The organism is Psychrobacter urativorans, from assembly GCF_904846695.1.
Taxonomy (GTDB): Bacteria; Pseudomonadota; Gammaproteobacteria; order Pseudomonadales; family Moraxellaceae; genus Psychrobacter; species Psychrobacter urativorans.
In genome coordinates this window covers 1-16,222 of the sequence record NZ_CAJHBR010000027.1, presented here as the reverse complement: position 1 = coordinate 16,222, position 16,222 = coordinate 1, and the positions used below count along the sequence as shown (strand labels likewise).

Sequence of the window (16,222 nt, the reverse complement as noted above, 5' to 3'; positions counted from 1 at the left end):
CCACGATGAAATTTTTACACAATATGTTCGATCGTATGGAGCCGTCCTTCCTTAAGGGTGGCAAGCACGAGAAGTATTATCCTATCTTTGAGATGTTTGACACTTTCTTGCGTCAACCAGATTCAACGACTTTTACCTCATCACACGTACGCGATGGTATCGATCTAAAACGCATTATGATTACCGTATGGATGTGTACTTTCCCAGCCATGTTTTTTGGGATGTATAACGTCGGTCATCAAGCCCTAACCGCTATTACCGAGCTAGGTTTACAAGCCGATGGCTGGCGCACTATCATCACAGGCATGGTAGGCTATAATCCAGAGAGTGTCTGGGCTTGCTTTGTCTATGGGGCAATGCAGTTCTTACCTATTTATATCGTCACTTTCGTAGTCGGTATCACTTGTGAGATTATATTTGCCATTACTCGTGGGCATGAAGTTAACGAAGGTTTCTTTGTGACTTCAATACTCTATGCTTTGATCATGCCACCAGATATCCCTTTATGGCAAGTGGCCTTGGGTATCATATTCGGGGTGGTCGTTGCTAAGGAAGTCTTCGGTGGTACTGGTAAGAACTTCCTTAACCCTGCCCTATCAGGTCGTGCGTTTTTATACTTCGCTTATCCGTCTTATATCTCTGGCGACTCAGTATGGACAGCAGTCGATGGCTTCTCTGGAGCCACACCACTTGGCTTAGCCGCTCTTGGTGTAAGCCCTGAGAACTTCACTAACGTCTATGGCCAAGCTATTACTTGGAGCGATGCTTTTTTAGGCAATATCCAAGGCAGTATCGGTGAAGTATCAACTTTGGCTATCTTGTTTGGTGCAGCGGTACTGTTATGGACGCGTATTGCTTCTTGGCGCATCATGTCAGGCTGTGTGATTGGTTTAGTCGCCACCTCACTTATCTTTAACATGATAGGGTCAGAAAAAAACTTGATGATGGCACTGCCGTTCTACTGGCATTTAGTAATCGGTGGTTTTGCTTTTGGTGCGGTCTTTATGGCTACTGATCCAGTATCAGCGGCTCATACTAATAAAGGACGTTGGGCCTACGGTATCTTGATCGGTTTTATGACGGTGTTAATACGTGTAGTCAACCCAGCCTTTCCAGAAGGCATCATGCTAGCTATTCTTTTTGCTAACTTATTTGCCCCATTGTTTGATTATTTTGTGACTCAAGCAAATATCAAGCGCCAAACGGCAAGGAGAGTTCGTTATGTCCAAGCCCAAAAGTAATAATATGAAAACCATCGGTGTAGCGTTGACGCTATGCTTGGTGTGTTCAGTATTGGTCTCAGCCGCCGCCGTTGGTCTCAAACCACAGCAAGTCGAGAATGCGCGCTTAGATCGCAATAAGAATATCTTAGTAGCGGCTGGCATGTTTGATCCAGCAGTAGATACTAATGCTGATGTCGCCGAACGCTTTAAAGATTTCAAAATTGAAATCGTTGATTTAGACAGTGGTAGTTACTTAGATGATACTCAATTAGGGGCGGTCGGTATCGATGATCGTAATACTTATGATGCTAGTCAGGCTAGTAAGAATGCTGCGTTAAGCGTGGATTTAGGTAGCAATGATCCAGCTAGTATTGGTCGCAAACCTAAATACGCTAAAGTATATGTGAAGAATGATGATGCTGGTAAACCAGAAATGGTAGTCCTGCCTATTCAAGGCTATGGCCTGTGGGGCACTATCTATGGTTTCTTGACCCTTGAAAGCGATATGAACACTATCAAAGGTATTAGCTTTTATGATCATAAAGAAACTCCAGGTCTAGGCGCTCGTATCGAAGAGCCAAAATGGCGTGCTACTTGGAATGGTATCCATTCTTATGACGACAAGGGTGAAGTAGCTACTGGAGTGACTAAAGCTGGTAATCCAAAAGATAATTGGATCGATGGTATCAGTGGAGCAACTTTGACTAGTCGCGGCGTCAGCAACATGATTCAGTTTTGGTTAGGGGATCAAGGTTACAAGCCCTACTTAGATCAGCAGCGTAAACAGAGTGGTCAAACTATGCAAAAGACCGACACTCAAGCAAAGCAAATCTCTTATAAAAAGCTAGGCCAGAGCTTATCTAATGCTCAAGCTCAAAACCTTGCTAAACAAGAGATGCATTCCGTAACTGAGCTGGCATCTGTAGCACCAGCAGCAAACGGCAAGGAGGCATAAGATGGCTGATATAAAGAATATTTTAGTTTCCCCTATTTTTGATAACAACCCTATCGGCTTGCAAATCTTAGGTATCTGTTCGGCCCTAGCAGTGACTACTAGCGTCTCTAACGCTTTAGTTATGAGTGTGGCCTTAACATTAGTAACTGCGTTTTCAAGCTTTTTTATCTCCATTATTCGTAAAAAGATTCCCTCAAGTATTCGTATTATTGTACAGATGACTATCATTGCCTCTTTGGTTATCGTAGTCGATCAGATCCTAAAAGCGGTCGCTTACGATGTTAGTAAGGGCCTATCAGTATTCGTTGGTCTTATTATTACTAACTGTATTGTGATGGGTCGCGCAGAAGCTTATGCCATGAGCAATCCTCCGGTTCCAAGCTTTTTAGATGGTATTGGTAATGGTCTCGGTTATTCTGCTGTACTATTATTTGTCGCTACTATTCGTGAAATATTAGGATCAGGCAGCTGGTTTGGTTTTACCATATTACAGCCGGTGACTGACGGTGGTTGGTATGTACCTAATGGTCTGCTACTTTTACCGCCATCAGCGTTCTTTATTATTGCGATGTTTATCGTCATTATTCGCATTTGGAAGCCTGAACAGATTGAAGAAGCTGAATTTGTAATGAAGCCACAATCTAAAGGTATGGCACACGGAGGGGGTCACTAATGGGACATTATGTTAGTTTGTTTATCACCTCAGTGTTTATTGAGAATATGGCGTTAGCCTACTTCTTAGGCATGTGTACTTTTTTGGCAGTATCTAAAAAGGTCTCGACCGCTATAGGTCTTGGTGTCGCAGTAGTGGTCGTAATGGCCATTACTGTACCGCTCAACAACCTGTTATTTCAGTTCATCTTAAAGGATGGAGCGCTGGCATGGGCAGGTTTCCCAAATATCGATCTAAGCTTTTTAGGACTCCTCAGCTACATCGGTCTAATAGCGGCAACAGTGCAGATTCTAGAGATGTTCTTGGATAAGTTCGTTCCTGCTCTGTATAACGCTCTTGGGATATTTTTACCTTTGATAACCGTTAACTGTGCCATCTTAGGTGGCGTACTGTTCATGGTTGAGCGTGACTACAACTTTGGTGAATCAATGGTCTATGGAGCTGGTGCAGGTCTTGGTTGGGCATTAGCTATTACTGTATTGGCCGGTATCCGCGAGAAGCTCAAGTACTCTGACATTCCAGCACCGTTACAGGGATTAGGAATTACCTTTATCACTGTCGGTCTGATGTCACTAGGCTTTATGTCGTTCGGTGGTATGTCCATTTAAACGACAAACCTTATTAGCTATTTGAGATATTAAATTCATTTATTCGGTAAGGGTGCGGAGCAAATATTATAATGACTCTTAGCACCCCTACCCCATAGATTAAGGATACCCTACCATGGATTATGCTACGGCGATTGGTGGCGTTGCCATGTTCACTGTGATCATCATGGGACTTGTTGCTATTATTTTAGCTGCCCGTTCTAGATTGGTCAGTTCAGGCGATGTGACTATTCATATCAACGATAATTCTGAAAATGATGTAGTTACCCCAGCAGGCGGCAAGCTATTACAGACCCTCGCTGCTGAAGGCATATTTTTATCTTCAGCATGCGGTGGTGGTGGTACTTGTGCGCAGTGTCGTTGCCGAGTTATTGAAGGCGGCGGTTCTATTCTGCCTACTGAAACAGGCTATTTTACTCAAGGTGAAATTCGCAATCATATGCGTTTGGCTTGTCAGGTTGCGGTCAAACAAGACATGAAGATTGAGATTGATCCTGAATTCTTTGATGTACAAAAATGGGAATGTGAAGTTCTCTCTAATGATAACGTTGCAACCTTTATCAAAGAATTAGTACTAAAGATTCCAGAAGGCGAAGAAGTAAAATTCCGTGCTGGTGGTTATGTACAGTTAGAAGCGCCAGCGCATGAAGTACATTATAAAGACTTCGATATCGCTGAAGAATATAGAGAAGATTGGGAAAAGTTTGGCATTTTTAACTATGTGTCTAAAGTTGATGAGCCAGTTATTCGTGCTTATTCGATGGCCAACTATCCTGATGAGCGTGGCTTGATCAAATTCAATATTCGTATTGCTAGTCCGCCGCCTCGTGGCCCAGATGGCATACCACCAGGTAAAATGTCCTCATGGACCTTCAGCTTAAAGCCTGGTGATAAAGTTACTGTATCAGGACCTTATGGTGAATTCTTCGCTAAAGATACTGAAGCTGAAATGATCTTTGTTGGTGGTGGTGCTGGCATGGCGCCGATGCGTTCACATATTTTTGATCAGCTCAAACGCTTGCACACTAATCGCAAAATTAGCTTTTGGTACGGTGCACGATCAATCCGTGAGATGTTCTATGTAGAAGATTACGATCAACTGCAAAAGGATTTCTCTAACTTTGAGTGGCATGTGGCTCTATCTGATCCACTACCAGAAGATAATTGGAACGGTTATACAGGCTTTATTCATAACGTATTACTGGAAGAATATCTAAAAGATCATCCAAGTCCAGAAGATTGTGAATACTATATGTGTGGACCACCGATGATGAATGCGGCGGTAATCGATATGCTACACAGTATGGGTGTGGAAGACGAAAACATTATGCTTGATGATTTCGGTGGTTAAGATAGTTTATTAATAACTACCCTGTTTTATAATAGTTACTAAAATATGTAAATTGAGAGTCTCATCTGAGGCTCTTTTTTTATAGCTCTCATTTAGTGCCCTAGCTGCTTTTGACGACTACAAATCTGCATAGTAAGTTGATTCTGCTTTCTTATATCATTGGTTAAAACTGACTATAAAACCAAGGACTGTTATGAAAACAAACTATAAAGATCTCACCATTTGGATAACTGGTGCTTCAAGCGGTATCGGTGAAGCTTTAGCTATTGAGTTTGCCAAACGCGGTGCAAAAATTATTTTAAGCGGGCGTAATAGTGAAAAACTACTCAGCGTGCAAGAGCGTTGTAGAAACTCAGAGAGGCATATTATCCTCGCCTTTGATATTAGTGATGCTGAACAAGCGCAAAAGGCTTATCGCTCTATTAAAAGCCAAGCAATAAAAATTGACTGGCTGATTAACAATGCGGGTATCAGCCAACGTTCGTTAATTATGGAAACAGCCGAGGACGTAGAACGCAAAATAATGGAAATAGACTACTTCGCCCAAACTCGTCTGACTAGACTAGTACTAGCAGATATGCTCGCTCAAGGAGGTGGTAAAGTAGTAATGATATCTAGCGTGGCTGGACTAATCGGTACTCAATATCGTGGCGCTTATAGTGCCGCTAAAGCCGCTATCCATTTATGGGCTAACAGCTTACGTGCTGAGTTACATGATAAAGGTATCGAGGTAGCGACTATATTCCCCGGGTTTATCCAAACTAACGTCTCTATAAATGCTTTAACTGGCGATGGTAGCGTCCAAGGTACTATGGATGATGCTACCGATAAAGGCTTGAGCGCCAAAGCGTTCGCTAAGCAAGCCTGTAAAGCTTTAGCAAAAAACCAAGAATACATCATTATTGCTGGTCGCAAAGAAAAGCTAGCCATGATGATTAATCGACTATCTCCAGCACAGCTTTATAAGCTAATCCGAGAATCAAAAGTTAAATGAGCGCACTGAGCTGTTTTGCTATCGCTGAATGTTTGTGATTATTGGAGCTAAGGGGTATAAAATAGGTACAATAGTATTACCAAACCCTTTACCCCTAGCCTATACCCAAAACTTCTATGAAAAACTTAACGCAGTTCGCTAAATCCAACTTATCAAACACCTTAGGCAATACTTTAGTTAGTAGTAAGACTGTAGTTGCTGCTGCTAGTGTTGTAACGCTTTTGAGCTTGAGCGCTTGCCAGCAAACGCCAGATTATAGTTATCTAACTGGTGAGACTATGGGTACTAGTTATCATATTAGCTATCAGTTGCCCAAAGGCGCTGACGAAGCCGCTATTCAAGCCTCGATAGACAAACGCTTGCAACAGATCAATGACAGTATGTCTACTTATAAAGATGACTCTACTATCTCTAAATTCAATCGTTTGGCTAAAGATACGCCTATTACTATAGATGCTGATTTCAGTCACGTATTGGCTGTATCAAGACAAGTCTATGAGCTGTCAAACGGGGCATTTGATCCTACTGTTATGCCCTTAGTTGAAACTTGGGGGTTCGGTAGCACTATGACCGTTGAACGTTTGCAAAGTCCCCCTAGTGCCCTTGAGATTGCGCAAGCAAAAGCCTTAGTAGATTTCAAAGGAGTGCTGCAAAACGGCAATGCTATTCAGAAGACTAAACAAGGAATTGGCTTAGACTTTTCGGCAGTAGCCAAAGGCTATGGCGTCGATGTCATCGCTACTGTATTAAAAGATGACTACAAAATCCGCAATTATATGGTGGAGATTGGTGGTGAAGTAGCAACATCTGGCGCTAGTAATCAGCAACAACCTTGGCAAATAGCTATCGATGCACCTATTGAAGGCAGCACCGTTACTGAGCGTCAAACTATTGCCACTATTCGCCAACCTAAGAACTTGGGTAATAGAATGCATTTAGCAACCTCAGGGAACTATCGTAACTCTATTATTTTTGATAATAAGCATTATAGCCATACTATCGATCCCACTACTGGTGAGCCTATTGTTGGTGGTGCACCCTCCGTCACTGTCGCCGCTGAATCCGTAGCACTAGCTGATGCTTGGGCCACGGCACTGACAGCGATGCCCTACCAAAAAGCGCTAGCCGTTGCTCAAAAAAACAACGTAGCGGCCTTATTTGTTATCTTGGCAGACGGCTTGCAAGCTAGTAGCATTAATTCAGACCCTAGTGTTGATGCGGTCAAGGACTGGCAAGTAGTAGAAACCCCGACAATGAAAAGTCTACGTGCTGACAAAAAACCTTAACTGGGTTCAAGCAACCATAGCTGAGTAGGAATATCACACTGATAACCAACGAGCAGCGCAGAAATTTGTTATACTATAACCAGTAATTATTACTGATTACCGTGTTAATTTTAGAATCGAGGTTACCTGATGCTAAACCAATTGCTTCCTATGCTCGCTATTACCTTTAGCGTATTTGTGTTGTTCTTTTTATTCATGGGTATTGGTTATATGTTTAAAAAACAGCCCCTCAGAGGCTCATGTGGTGGGGTTGCCAAACTCATGGGCGAAGAAAAATGCTCGTATTGCGGCGATGATCCTAATAAATGCGAAACGATCACTGCTGAACAGCAAATCAATGCAGTAAAGTCGGCCCAATTGGGTAAACCGGCTCTATAACTTCGCTAATAACTGTAGTCAGTTACCATACGCTGATACTACCCTAACTCATATGCTTATATAATAGCGCTAACCCTTATCAAAGGGGCTTAGCGTTATTTTGTATGCCTTTATATAATTCCTTAAAATAATAATTTATAACTAGTCCTACTCTATCTAAGTAGCAGTACACATTCGTATATCTTGCATTCTGCAAGTCAGTTTTCCGCGCTAACCTATTATGTTAATCACCTTTATGGTGAGATTTTTTTGGTGTCATCTCAACAGTGCTGTTTTGTCAGTACTTAGGTAATGACGTGTCATTTTTCTTATTCTAATAGTCGTGTTGCTATGTCTAACTCTGCTGATTTGCCGTCCAGTCCTTCCTCGAATAACTCGAAAGCGTTTACTCCTCCGTCTTCAAAATTCACCTTTTGGCTAGTGCTTTGCGCTATGATTTTGCTCGGCACTAACATGCGAGCTCCTATCGTTGCCCTCGGCTCCATTGCTCCAGTAGTGCAAGAAGCGCTGAATATCTCTGAGACTCAAATCGGCTGGTTAGGCGCAGTGCCTATGCTGACTTTTGCTCTTGGCGCTTTGATATCTCCTAGTATTGGTAAGCGTTTTGGGATTGAGAACACGCTAATCGCCATGATTATCATGCTCACCATCGGCATGATGATTCGAGCGTTTATTCCGACTTGGACTGGGTTTTTGAGTGGTACGGTGATACTGACTTTAGCTATTGGTTTTGCCAATACTTTAGCCGCTCCGGTAATCAAACAGCGTACCCCTAATAATATTCCGTTAGTCACGGGCCTATTTAGTCTAACTATGACGGTAACCGCTGGGATAGTAGCAGGAGTAGTACTACCACTCTCAGAAAGCATAGGTTGGCAGTGGGCGTTAGGTAGCTGGTCATTTTTGAGTATGTTAGCTATCGCGATTTGGGTATTTTTGCGCTTTCGCTTAGGATCTTCTAGCGATCAAATCGCCCCTGTTACTGCACAGAAATCTTCAAACATTTCTATATGGCGTACTGGCTTAGGCTGGCAAATTGGTGTGTTTTTGGGCCTTCAATCTTTGCTCTATTATACCGTTGCTAGCTTTTTACCCTCTATTTTAGTCAGTAAAGGCATGAGCGCCGTCAGTGCAGGACAAATGGGCTCAGTGTTTCAGTTTATGGCCCCGTTATCCATCCTAAGCTTAACTTGGCTTATTAACCGCGGTCGCCCTATTCAAGCCCTAGCAGTATCTGCCGCTATTCTTAACGTTATAGGTATTGCTGGTCTAAGCTATGCCTCTACGGATTGGGCATGGTTGTGGTCAGGCATGATGGGCATAGGCTGCTCGGCTATTTTTACCTTAACTATAATGCTGTTCTCATTGCGCACTTATACTACCAATCAGGCTAGCGAGCTATCGGGTATGTCGCAGTTCGTCGGTTATGTGATTGCCTTTTTTGGCCCTCTAGGTACAGGGTGGCTACACGAAGTGACTGATAATTGGGATTTACCGCTGCTAATTACCCTAATTTTAATGATTATAAATGTCGGTGTTGCTTGGTTGGTCAGTCGTCCGGTGATGGTCGATGGCAAAAAGATTTAAACCTATTTATCCTCCTAAAAAACAAGCTATAAATTAGGATATCAGTTAACCAAGATGGGCTTTGAATATAAATTTTCAAAGCTTATTTTTTGGTCAGGTTATTTTTATTAAACGCCTGAGATTAAGTTACTCAGCTCACTTAAAGTTAACCTTAGCGTCATATTGCTAGCAGAGTTATTTTGCTACACTGGCTTGATTGCTCATAGGATAAGACCGTTATGATGAACCGCTCTTTTAGTTTGGCTCAGCGCACAAAAACCCTTGCCTCAGTATCGAACTCACTGCCTTATTTGATGGTGGCGATGATGACCTGCGTATTAGCGCTTAGCGGCTGTCAGAAATCTCCTGAAGCAGATGCTACTAATAACGCTCAAACTACTGAGACGACCTCAGTTAATACTCCTGCTGCTGATAGCAATAACGCTGATTCTGTTACTGATACTACTCAACAAGCCAACCTTGCTCCGCTAACTATCCTAGCATTAGGTGACTCTTTGACTGAAGGTCTTGGCGTAGCTAGTGATGACAATTATCCAGCTCAACTACAAGCCAGCCTACAACAGCTAGGCTATAAAAATATCAAAGTCGTCAACTCAGGATTGAGCGGTGAAACCAGCACTGGTTTGGTTAATCGCTTAGACTGGGTAGCACAGACTAAGCCCGATATTACTATTTTGACCATTGGTGCTAACGATGCCATTCGAGGACTCGATGTAGCAACTATTGAAGCTAATATCCGGACAGCGGTTAAAACCCTGCAGGATAATGGTAGCGAAGTCATCTTAGGGGGTATGCAGATCTATGACAATTTAGGTAATGATTACGTTAAGTCGTTCTCAGCTATTTATCCTAGAGTGGCCAAAGACATGAACGTTCCTCTTATTCCTTTCTTCTTGGATGGGGTAGGTGGTGATGCTAAGCTCAATCAAGCTGATGCTATTCATCCTACTAAAGAAGGCTATACCATCATCGTCAATGATAATATCTTGCCTGTGTTAAAGCCTGAGCTTGAAAAAATGCTACTGTCGATACAAGCAAACTCGCTTACTCCAGTAGAAATTCCAGCCACTGAGACATCGCAATGACTTCACTGTTAGTATCAAAAAATGCCTTAGCATCAGCCATGCCAGCCACTAAATTGTCTTCAATGGCTGAGCCAAACGCTACTACTCAACCCTTATTATTAGCTAAAAACTTAAACAAAACCGTCAGCGTGGGTGAGCAAAAACTAACTATTATTAAAGACGTCGATATCTATGTTAATGCTGGCGAGTTTGTGGTCATCATGGGTAAATCCGGCTCGGGAAAATCAACCTTGCTCGGTTTATTAGCAGCGTTAGATTATCCCGATAGCGGTTCAGTAGAGTTGGCTGGCGAAACACTAAGCGCTCTTGATGAAGATGCTTTAGCAGTCATCCGTCAACGTGATATGGGCTTTGTATTTCAGTCTTTTCATCTCCTACCCACCTTAACGGTTGCTGAAAATATTGCTTTTCCATTAGATATTGCCCGACGTCCAGATAAAGTGCGGGTCGATGAGTTGATAGCAGCTGTCGGACTACAGCCGAGACGTAACAGTTTGCCCAATCAGTTATCAGGCGGTGAGCAGCAACGCACCGCAGTGGCACGCGCCTTAGTGTCACGGCCAAAGATAGTATTCGCTGATGAGCCTACTGGTAACTTGGATGAGCAAAACGCGGCGCAAGTGATGCAGCTATTACTAGATTTGCGTAAGCAGACCGGCTCAGCATTAGTAGTAGTGACTCATGACGCTTCGCTGGCGAAGATGGCCGATCGAGTCATTACTATGCACGATGGCACGATGGCACGATGGCACGATGGCACGATGGCATGATAACGCTATAGCGTAAGGGATGAGCTGTATTGTAATGAATGACTTGTCGAGCAATCATAAGCCTACGGATAATAACTCTATGTCTAGTCCTACCCCACAGCCGTCTTCAGCACATAATAACGGCTTAATTGGTCGCTGGTTTGGCGGTCGAACTTTAGGCACGCAAGCATTGACTCGCAGTTGGTGGCGGCGCTGGATATATCCGCTGTTATTTTTGCTAACGTTGATGCTGTCATTAGCGACTTACTTAAGCTTGGATTCTATCCAACAGTCCGTCAACACTTATATCAATGACAATCAGCGCGCGCTAGTTGGTGGCGACTTGATCTTATCGAGTAACCAAGACTGGCCAGCTGAGGTAGTTAGCCAAGTACAGACCCTCGATGCCAAGCAAGTGGTCTATGACTATCAGTTTAACGCCATGTTGGTTACCGATGAGCAGACCTTATTAGCACGAGTCAAAGCGGTATCCCCTGCCTACCCTTTATACGGTGAAGTAGAACTAGCCTCAGGCAAACCCCTATGGCAACAGCTTAGTGCCGATAGCGTGGTGGTGGCACCGGAAGTATTAACCAGTCTTAATATTGCAGTCGGAGATAGTATCACTGTAGGTGACGCGCAATTTAGAATCAGCGACGTGCTAATAAAAGAGCCGGATCGTCCCTTAACGGCCTTTGGCTTTGGTGGTCGCGTATTAATGCAGAAGGAAGCTTTAGCAGCAACTAATCTAGTCAGTCAGCGCAGCCGCATCAGTTATCGTATTGAGCTGGCAGGTGACCCTGAGCTTATGGCAGCGCAAAATGAGCAGTTAACTCAGATACTGAGCAATTATCCTGACATTGAGCTGTCCGATGCTGATTCAGCAGATACTTCGGTTTCACGTATCTCCGATAATGTGTTGATGTTTTTAAAGCTATTAGTCATTGCCGTTCTATTATTATCCGCTGTAGCTATGTATGGAGTGATTACCGCCTTTGTAAATAAGCAGCAGTCCAATAACGCTATCCGCATGGCTTTAGGTGAGCGTATAGGCTCAATCAAGCGCAGTTACTATTGGCTATTAACTGTGATGGCGGTACTAGCCTGCGTTGGGGCGGTGCTGCTTAGCCTGATCTTACTGAAGGTAGGCCAGCCTTATTTATCAGCTATTTTGCCGCCAGATTTGGGCTTAGCTATCAACCCTATCAGCATAGTTAAGACTATTGTCATTGCATTAGTGCTGACTTTGTTGATTACCCAACGCAGCTTAAGCCCTCTTAACGATACTAAGCCGGCAACTCTACTTAATCAGAGCGCTAGTCAATCGGCAAAACGTCGTTTGCCCTTTTATAAAAGCTGGTATCAACGCTGGCCCGTCCTAGGCTATGGCTTGATGCTATTAGGGCTGTATGGATTTTTAGCTTATGAAGTCCACTCCCTAAAGCTAGGCGCACAGTTACTGATCGGCCTGATAGCCTTTATCGCTATATTTTGGGCTTTGGCACGTGGCTGGCTCTGGCTGCTGGCAAAGTTAGCATCGACTGGTAAAGTCAGTTGGATGCAGCGCATCGCTATCCATAACTTGGCTCGTAAGGGTAATCAGTCGGCATTGTTTTTTGTCACCTTAGCGCTATCGGTAGCGGTATTGACCTTGATTACTACCCTTAATCATAGTATTAACGCGCAATTCGTTAATGCTTATCCTGAAGATGCGCCTAATTTGTTTTTGTTAGATATTCAAAGCGATCAACACGATGCGATCAACGATATCATTACTGCTCCTGTGACTTATTTCCCAGTCATTCGGGCGCGAGTCATCACCGCTAATGGGGTGCTCGCCAAGGATATCGAACCTACTGAAGGCTACGATGATCCTACTCGAGTGTTTAATTTAAGCTATGCCGATAAGGTGATGGATACTGAGTTTATTAGTGAAGCGCTAGAAGATGAGCAGCTCTATAGCCCTATTGCAAACCAAGACAGGCAAAAGTCAGCTATCGAGCAAGTACAACCGCTGTCTATCTTGGATACCGCTGCAAGTATGCTCAATGTAAAAATGGGCGATCAAATCCTATTTAATATCCAAGGTATCGAGCTAACCGGAGAGATCACTAGTATCCGTACTCGCTATGAACGTGGTCCTAGTCCTTACTTCTATTTCTTATTTGAGCCGTCAGTATTGTCCAGCGCTCCGCAAATTCAGTTTGCTACGACTCATGTGCCAGAAGTGAGTATTCCAGACTTGCAAGGACAGCTAGTACGCCAGTTCCCAGCGGTAACCACTATTGACGGTACAGCGATCGCTGAGCAAGTCCAAAGCTTAGTGGAGCAGATGAGCCGTTTGGTTTATATCTTCACTTTGCTGGCACTGTTGACAGGCATCATGGTATTGATCAGCTCGTTGCTCTCAACGTCACAAGATCGGATGCAAGAGAGCGCCTCATTCCGACTACTCGGTATGCAAAAGTCTGATTTATATAAGCTGAATATGCTAGAGATTGGCGTATTAGGGATTAGCGCTGCTCTATTCGCGGTGTCTATCGCTAGCGTTGGTGCGTGGTTGGCGATTACCCAATGGTTCAATCTACGCTATAGCGTGCCATGGATGAACTTGGGAATTGGTAGTGTGGCGCTGGTCGCTCTATTGCTTGGCATCGCTGTTATTTACGTGCGCTTGGTGATTGGACGCGGGATTATGGCTCGGGTTCGGGCGATGATTTAACCATTTAGTGTTTACTCTACTTTACTGATATTATGCTTCTAGATATTCAAATTTATTGTGTAAGATCTATTCATCAAAATAGTCGACGACCAAGGTAAAAAGAATGAAAGATTTAGAAGTCAAGACTACACAACGCTATCTTAGTAAAGTCATCTGGTTCGGTACGAAAACAGGTGGAGAATTTGGCTTCATTGATTTTAATAAAAATGAGAATAATGGTGTTTTTTTTCATAAGAATCAGGTTTTAAACACTAGTTCAAATAAGCTAAATAAACTCACAGAAGATGCCCTCGTTACTTTTAAAGTCCGTGAATCTAAAAAAGAATCAGGAAAGCTGGAAGCCTATGATGTTTCTCTCATAGAGGATGAGAGTGACGCTTATTTTCTATTAGAATTGTTTTTTAAAACAACTCAATTAAATTCTACTCAAACTATAACACTAAAGAATATCCATGAAATAGTTTTAGAGCTAATCACCCAACCTGACTTCATAAAAGAGAATAAGTATCTAGACCTCATTAAGGCTAACATAGATAGTCTTACCATGTTAGATAAAAACTCATTATCCTTAGTTCTAGTGTTGATAGCTAAGATAATAGGTTTTGAATACTTGGATATATTTAAAAAAACTATTGACGCTTATATTTATTTGTATATAGATATTAGAAAAATCTGTTCGATCAAAAATCTAATTAGTGAATTTTCTGACTATTTTGAAGATGAAAGCAAAGCCTTTAATATAACTACTGAGTATTTAAAAAATAAAAACAAACAAAATATCGTCCACTATCTACTATGGATAGATAATCTTGAAGACGAAATACCACTTACATACATTACGGAAAATATATTTTTGCTTAATGAGAAATATGAGCAAGGATTTTTAAATAATATAAAAGAGTCATACTATCCAACTATTCTTAATAATTTGGTACATGATTTTGAAAATCAAACATTAGTGTTCAATAGCTATACAGATTCTAAGCTATTTTATCAATTGCTATTCCAACAAAATCTTCATGAATACATACCTACTTTTTTACTTTTTACCCCGCCATTAATAAAAATAGACCTAATACTTGATGAAATCATTAATTATTTCGAACTTGATGACTATACAAGCTACTTAACAATAATAGATAGTGATAGACAACAACTATTTATAAAGAGAATATTCAACCTTATACATACAAAATCTCTATCTTTCAGCTTAGATGAAATAAGTCAAATTAAACTTGATGATTATTCTTCTATGGTTGTAATACAGCTTCTTAATAAACTCAATACTAAAGAGAAAATTACTAAATATAGTTTAAAAGGTGATGTTTTGAAGCTAGTTGCTGATTTAGTAACCGACTCTAGCGACCTTTTATTACTAGATGGTTACTTTAATCTGTGTGCAGGTAGAGTCAAAGAAACTAAAAGAGATGTTTATATTCCTGAAACAGAAAAGATAGTTATAGAGTATCACTATGAAAAAGGCGACGTGCAATTTATTTCTAATAAAAGAAAAGAGCCTATAATTTGTGAGGGCAGACTATCTAAATCAAAGAATAACAAAATTAACTTTTCTGAAGGCGGTAAGCAATTCTGGTGGTGCAAGAACTCACGATGTTTTGATGCTTGTAGAGTCATAAAAGAGACAACAAACTGGAAAGACTACAGCCTTATAGAATTTTTGAATATACTGAAAATAGACTATAACGCCAATGATATAGAACTGTTATACGCTACTATCAATAAGGTAAATAGATATTTAGAACGCTTGAACTGTAGAGACTGCAAAAGAGTCTTGAAGCCTGTACAAGATTCTCGTTATGGCTATGATAGAGTCAATACGTTCTCTTGTGATAACTCAGAATGTCACAATGAAGATCAAGTCTATCTCACACATTGTTCAAATGGTAGATGTGATGATGTTATAGATAGTCGAGATGTAGCACAATGTCCAAATAATTGGTATATATGCCAAAACTGTTTTGCCTGCTGTGCTACTAAGATAATGTACGATAGAAACCAGAACCTGAAAATAAACAGGCAAGAACTTAATGAAGTACCTATTACCCATCGAGGTAAATCTATTTTTTGTCCTAATTGTGGTGACGGTTTAGACTACAAAGACCCTGTCCAACAAGCTCAAGAATACCAAACCATGTTAGAAACTTTTGAGAAATTGGCAAATATTTCCGCACCATCAAGGGACAAAGACTTAATTGGAAAGCATGGTACTAATAAATATGGCAATAAATGGTTTGTTACTTATCAGGGTTATTACTCACGTGAACAATATATAAAACATTTACACTATTGGCAGGCTATTGGTTTTCAAATTCCTGACTTTCCTGAAAATTTGAATAAAAACAATTATCTGGTTGCAGAACCTATTAAAAAAACAGAAGCTGTCACAAGCTTCCACTGCCAAAATGAAAGTTGTCAACTTAAAGACGATGTAAGCAATGATAGAAGTAGGTTAAACGCAGTGAAATATAGTCACTGCACTACAAAAGAGTTATGTTTTGGATGAATATCATAAAACAATTTAGATAAGTCATTTTCCATCCAACCTTGGCGTAAAAACTTCACTTGAGCCCACTTCTTCTCGATGGGATTT

13 protein-coding genes are annotated in these 16,222 nt (G+C 41.6%); all 13 read left to right on the top strand.

Annotated elements, in window-relative coordinates; genetic code table 11:
* Positions 1 to 5: 5 nt before the first annotated feature.
* The 13 genes from JMY09_RS12960 to JMY09_RS12900 all read left to right on the top strand — a co-directional run bounded on the left by JMY09_RS12960 (position 6) and on the right by JMY09_RS12900 (position 16,135).
* On the top strand, positions 6 to 1,241 hold the full coding sequence (locus JMY09_RS12960; protein WP_201624190.1) for an NADH:ubiquinone reductase (Na(+)-transporting) subunit B: 1,236 nt from the start codon (positions 6 to 8) through the stop codon (positions 1,239 to 1,241).
* Positions 1,222 to 2,178 carry a Na(+)-translocating NADH-quinone reductase subunit C gene (locus JMY09_RS12955; protein ID WP_201624188.1) on the top strand — a complete coding sequence of 319 codons (957 nt, stop codon included), beginning with the start codon at positions 1,222 to 1,224 and terminating at the stop codon, positions 2,176 to 2,178. The genes JMY09_RS12960 and JMY09_RS12955 overlap by 20 nt, the downstream gene beginning before the upstream one ends.
* 1 nt (position 2,179) lies before the next feature.
* Entirely contained in the window at positions 2,180 to 2,851 is a 672-nt protein-coding gene (locus tag JMY09_RS12950; protein ID WP_201624187.1) for an NADH:ubiquinone reductase (Na(+)-transporting) subunit D, read from the top strand.
* Complete coding sequence (gene nqrE, locus JMY09_RS12945) at positions 2,851 to 3,459, top strand: NADH:ubiquinone reductase (Na(+)-transporting) subunit E (protein ID WP_201624184.1); 609 nt, start codon at positions 2,851 to 2,853, stop codon at positions 3,457 to 3,459. Before JMY09_RS12950 ends, nqrE begins: the two co-directional genes overlap by 1 nt.
* Positions 3,460 to 3,574: 115 nt before the next feature.
* On the top strand, positions 3,575 to 4,810 hold the full coding sequence (gene nqrF / locus JMY09_RS12940) for an NADH:ubiquinone reductase (Na(+)-transporting) subunit F (protein ID WP_201624182.1): 1,236 nt from the start codon (positions 3,575 to 3,577) through the stop codon (positions 4,808 to 4,810).
* 193 nt (positions 4,811 to 5,003) lie between these two features.
* Complete coding sequence (locus tag JMY09_RS12935; RefSeq protein ID WP_201624180.1) at positions 5,004 to 5,804, top strand: SDR family NAD(P)-dependent oxidoreductase; 801 nt, start codon at positions 5,004 to 5,006, stop codon at positions 5,802 to 5,804.
* A gap of 116 nt (positions 5,805 to 5,920) precedes the next feature.
* Positions 5,921 to 7,090, top strand: a complete 1,170-nt coding sequence (locus JMY09_RS12930) for an FAD:protein FMN transferase (protein WP_201624178.1) — start codon at positions 5,921 to 5,923, stop codon at positions 7,088 to 7,090.
* 129 nt (positions 7,091 to 7,219) lie between these two features.
* Positions 7,220 to 7,468, top strand: a complete 249-nt coding sequence (nqrM, locus tag JMY09_RS12925) for a (Na+)-NQR maturation NqrM (protein WP_201624176.1) — start codon at positions 7,220 to 7,222, stop codon at positions 7,466 to 7,468.
* 291 nt (positions 7,469 to 7,759) lie between these two features.
* Positions 7,760 to 9,055: an MFS transporter gene (locus JMY09_RS12920; protein ID WP_201624174.1), complete on the top strand. Its 1,296-nt coding sequence runs from the start codon at positions 7,760 to 7,762 to the stop codon at positions 9,053 to 9,055.
* Positions 9,056 to 9,273: 218 nt separating this feature from the next.
* Entirely contained in the window at positions 9,274 to 10,140 is an 867-nt protein-coding gene (locus JMY09_RS12915) for an arylesterase (RefSeq protein ID WP_201624173.1), read from the top strand.
* A 62-nt stretch (positions 10,141 to 10,202) separates the two neighbouring features.
* Positions 10,203 to 10,910 (top strand): ABC transporter ATP-binding protein, encoded by a 708-nt coding sequence (locus JMY09_RS12910; protein ID WP_201624205.1) that lies wholly within the window; start codon positions 10,203 to 10,205, stop codon positions 10,908 to 10,910.
* A 19-nt stretch (positions 10,911 to 10,929) separates the two neighbouring features.
* Positions 10,930 to 13,611 (top strand): ABC transporter permease, encoded by a 2,682-nt coding sequence (locus JMY09_RS12905; protein WP_227677323.1) that lies wholly within the window; start codon positions 10,930 to 10,932, stop codon positions 13,609 to 13,611.
* A 103-nt stretch (positions 13,612 to 13,714) separates the two neighbouring features.
* Positions 13,715 to 16,135 carry a cold shock domain-containing protein gene (locus tag JMY09_RS12900; protein WP_201624171.1) on the top strand — a complete coding sequence of 807 codons (2,421 nt, stop codon included), beginning with the start codon at positions 13,715 to 13,717 and terminating at the stop codon, positions 16,133 to 16,135.
* Positions 16,136 to 16,222: the final 87 nt, after the last annotated feature.

Excerpts from the sequence above, each read along its gene's own strand:
- JMY09_RS12960 (WP_201624190.1), top strand. The coding sequence starts at position 6 with ATGAAATTTTTACACAATATGTTCGATCGTATGGAGCCGTCCTTCCTT.
- JMY09_RS12955 (WP_201624188.1), top strand. The coding sequence starts at position 1,222 with ATGTCCAAGCCCAAAAGTAATAATATGAAAACCATCGGTGTAGCGTTG.
- JMY09_RS12950 (WP_201624187.1), top strand. The coding sequence starts at position 2,180 with ATGGCTGATATAAAGAATATTTTAGTTTCCCCTATTTTTGATAACAAC.
- nqrE (WP_201624184.1), top strand. The coding sequence starts at position 2,851 with ATGGGACATTATGTTAGTTTGTTTATCACCTCAGTGTTTATTGAGAAT.
- nqrF (WP_201624182.1), top strand. The coding sequence starts at position 3,575 with ATGGATTATGCTACGGCGATTGGTGGCGTTGCCATGTTCACTGTGATC.
- JMY09_RS12935 (WP_201624180.1), top strand. The coding sequence starts at position 5,004 with ATGAAAACAAACTATAAAGATCTCACCATTTGGATAACTGGTGCTTCA.
- JMY09_RS12930 (WP_201624178.1), top strand. The coding sequence starts at position 5,921 with ATGAAAAACTTAACGCAGTTCGCTAAATCCAACTTATCAAACACCTTA.
- nqrM (WP_201624176.1), top strand. The coding sequence starts at position 7,220 with ATGCTAAACCAATTGCTTCCTATGCTCGCTATTACCTTTAGCGTATTT.
- JMY09_RS12920 (WP_201624174.1), top strand. The coding sequence starts at position 7,760 with ATGACGTGTCATTTTTCTTATTCTAATAGTCGTGTTGCTATGTCTAAC.
- JMY09_RS12915 (WP_201624173.1), top strand. The coding sequence starts at position 9,274 with ATGATGAACCGCTCTTTTAGTTTGGCTCAGCGCACAAAAACCCTTGCC.
- JMY09_RS12910 (WP_201624205.1), top strand. The coding sequence starts at position 10,203 with ATGGCTGAGCCAAACGCTACTACTCAACCCTTATTATTAGCTAAAAAC.
- JMY09_RS12905 (WP_227677323.1), top strand. The coding sequence starts at position 10,930 with ATGAGCTGTATTGTAATGAATGACTTGTCGAGCAATCATAAGCCTACG.
- JMY09_RS12900 (WP_201624171.1), top strand. The coding sequence starts at position 13,715 with ATGAAAGATTTAGAAGTCAAGACTACACAACGCTATCTTAGTAAAGTC.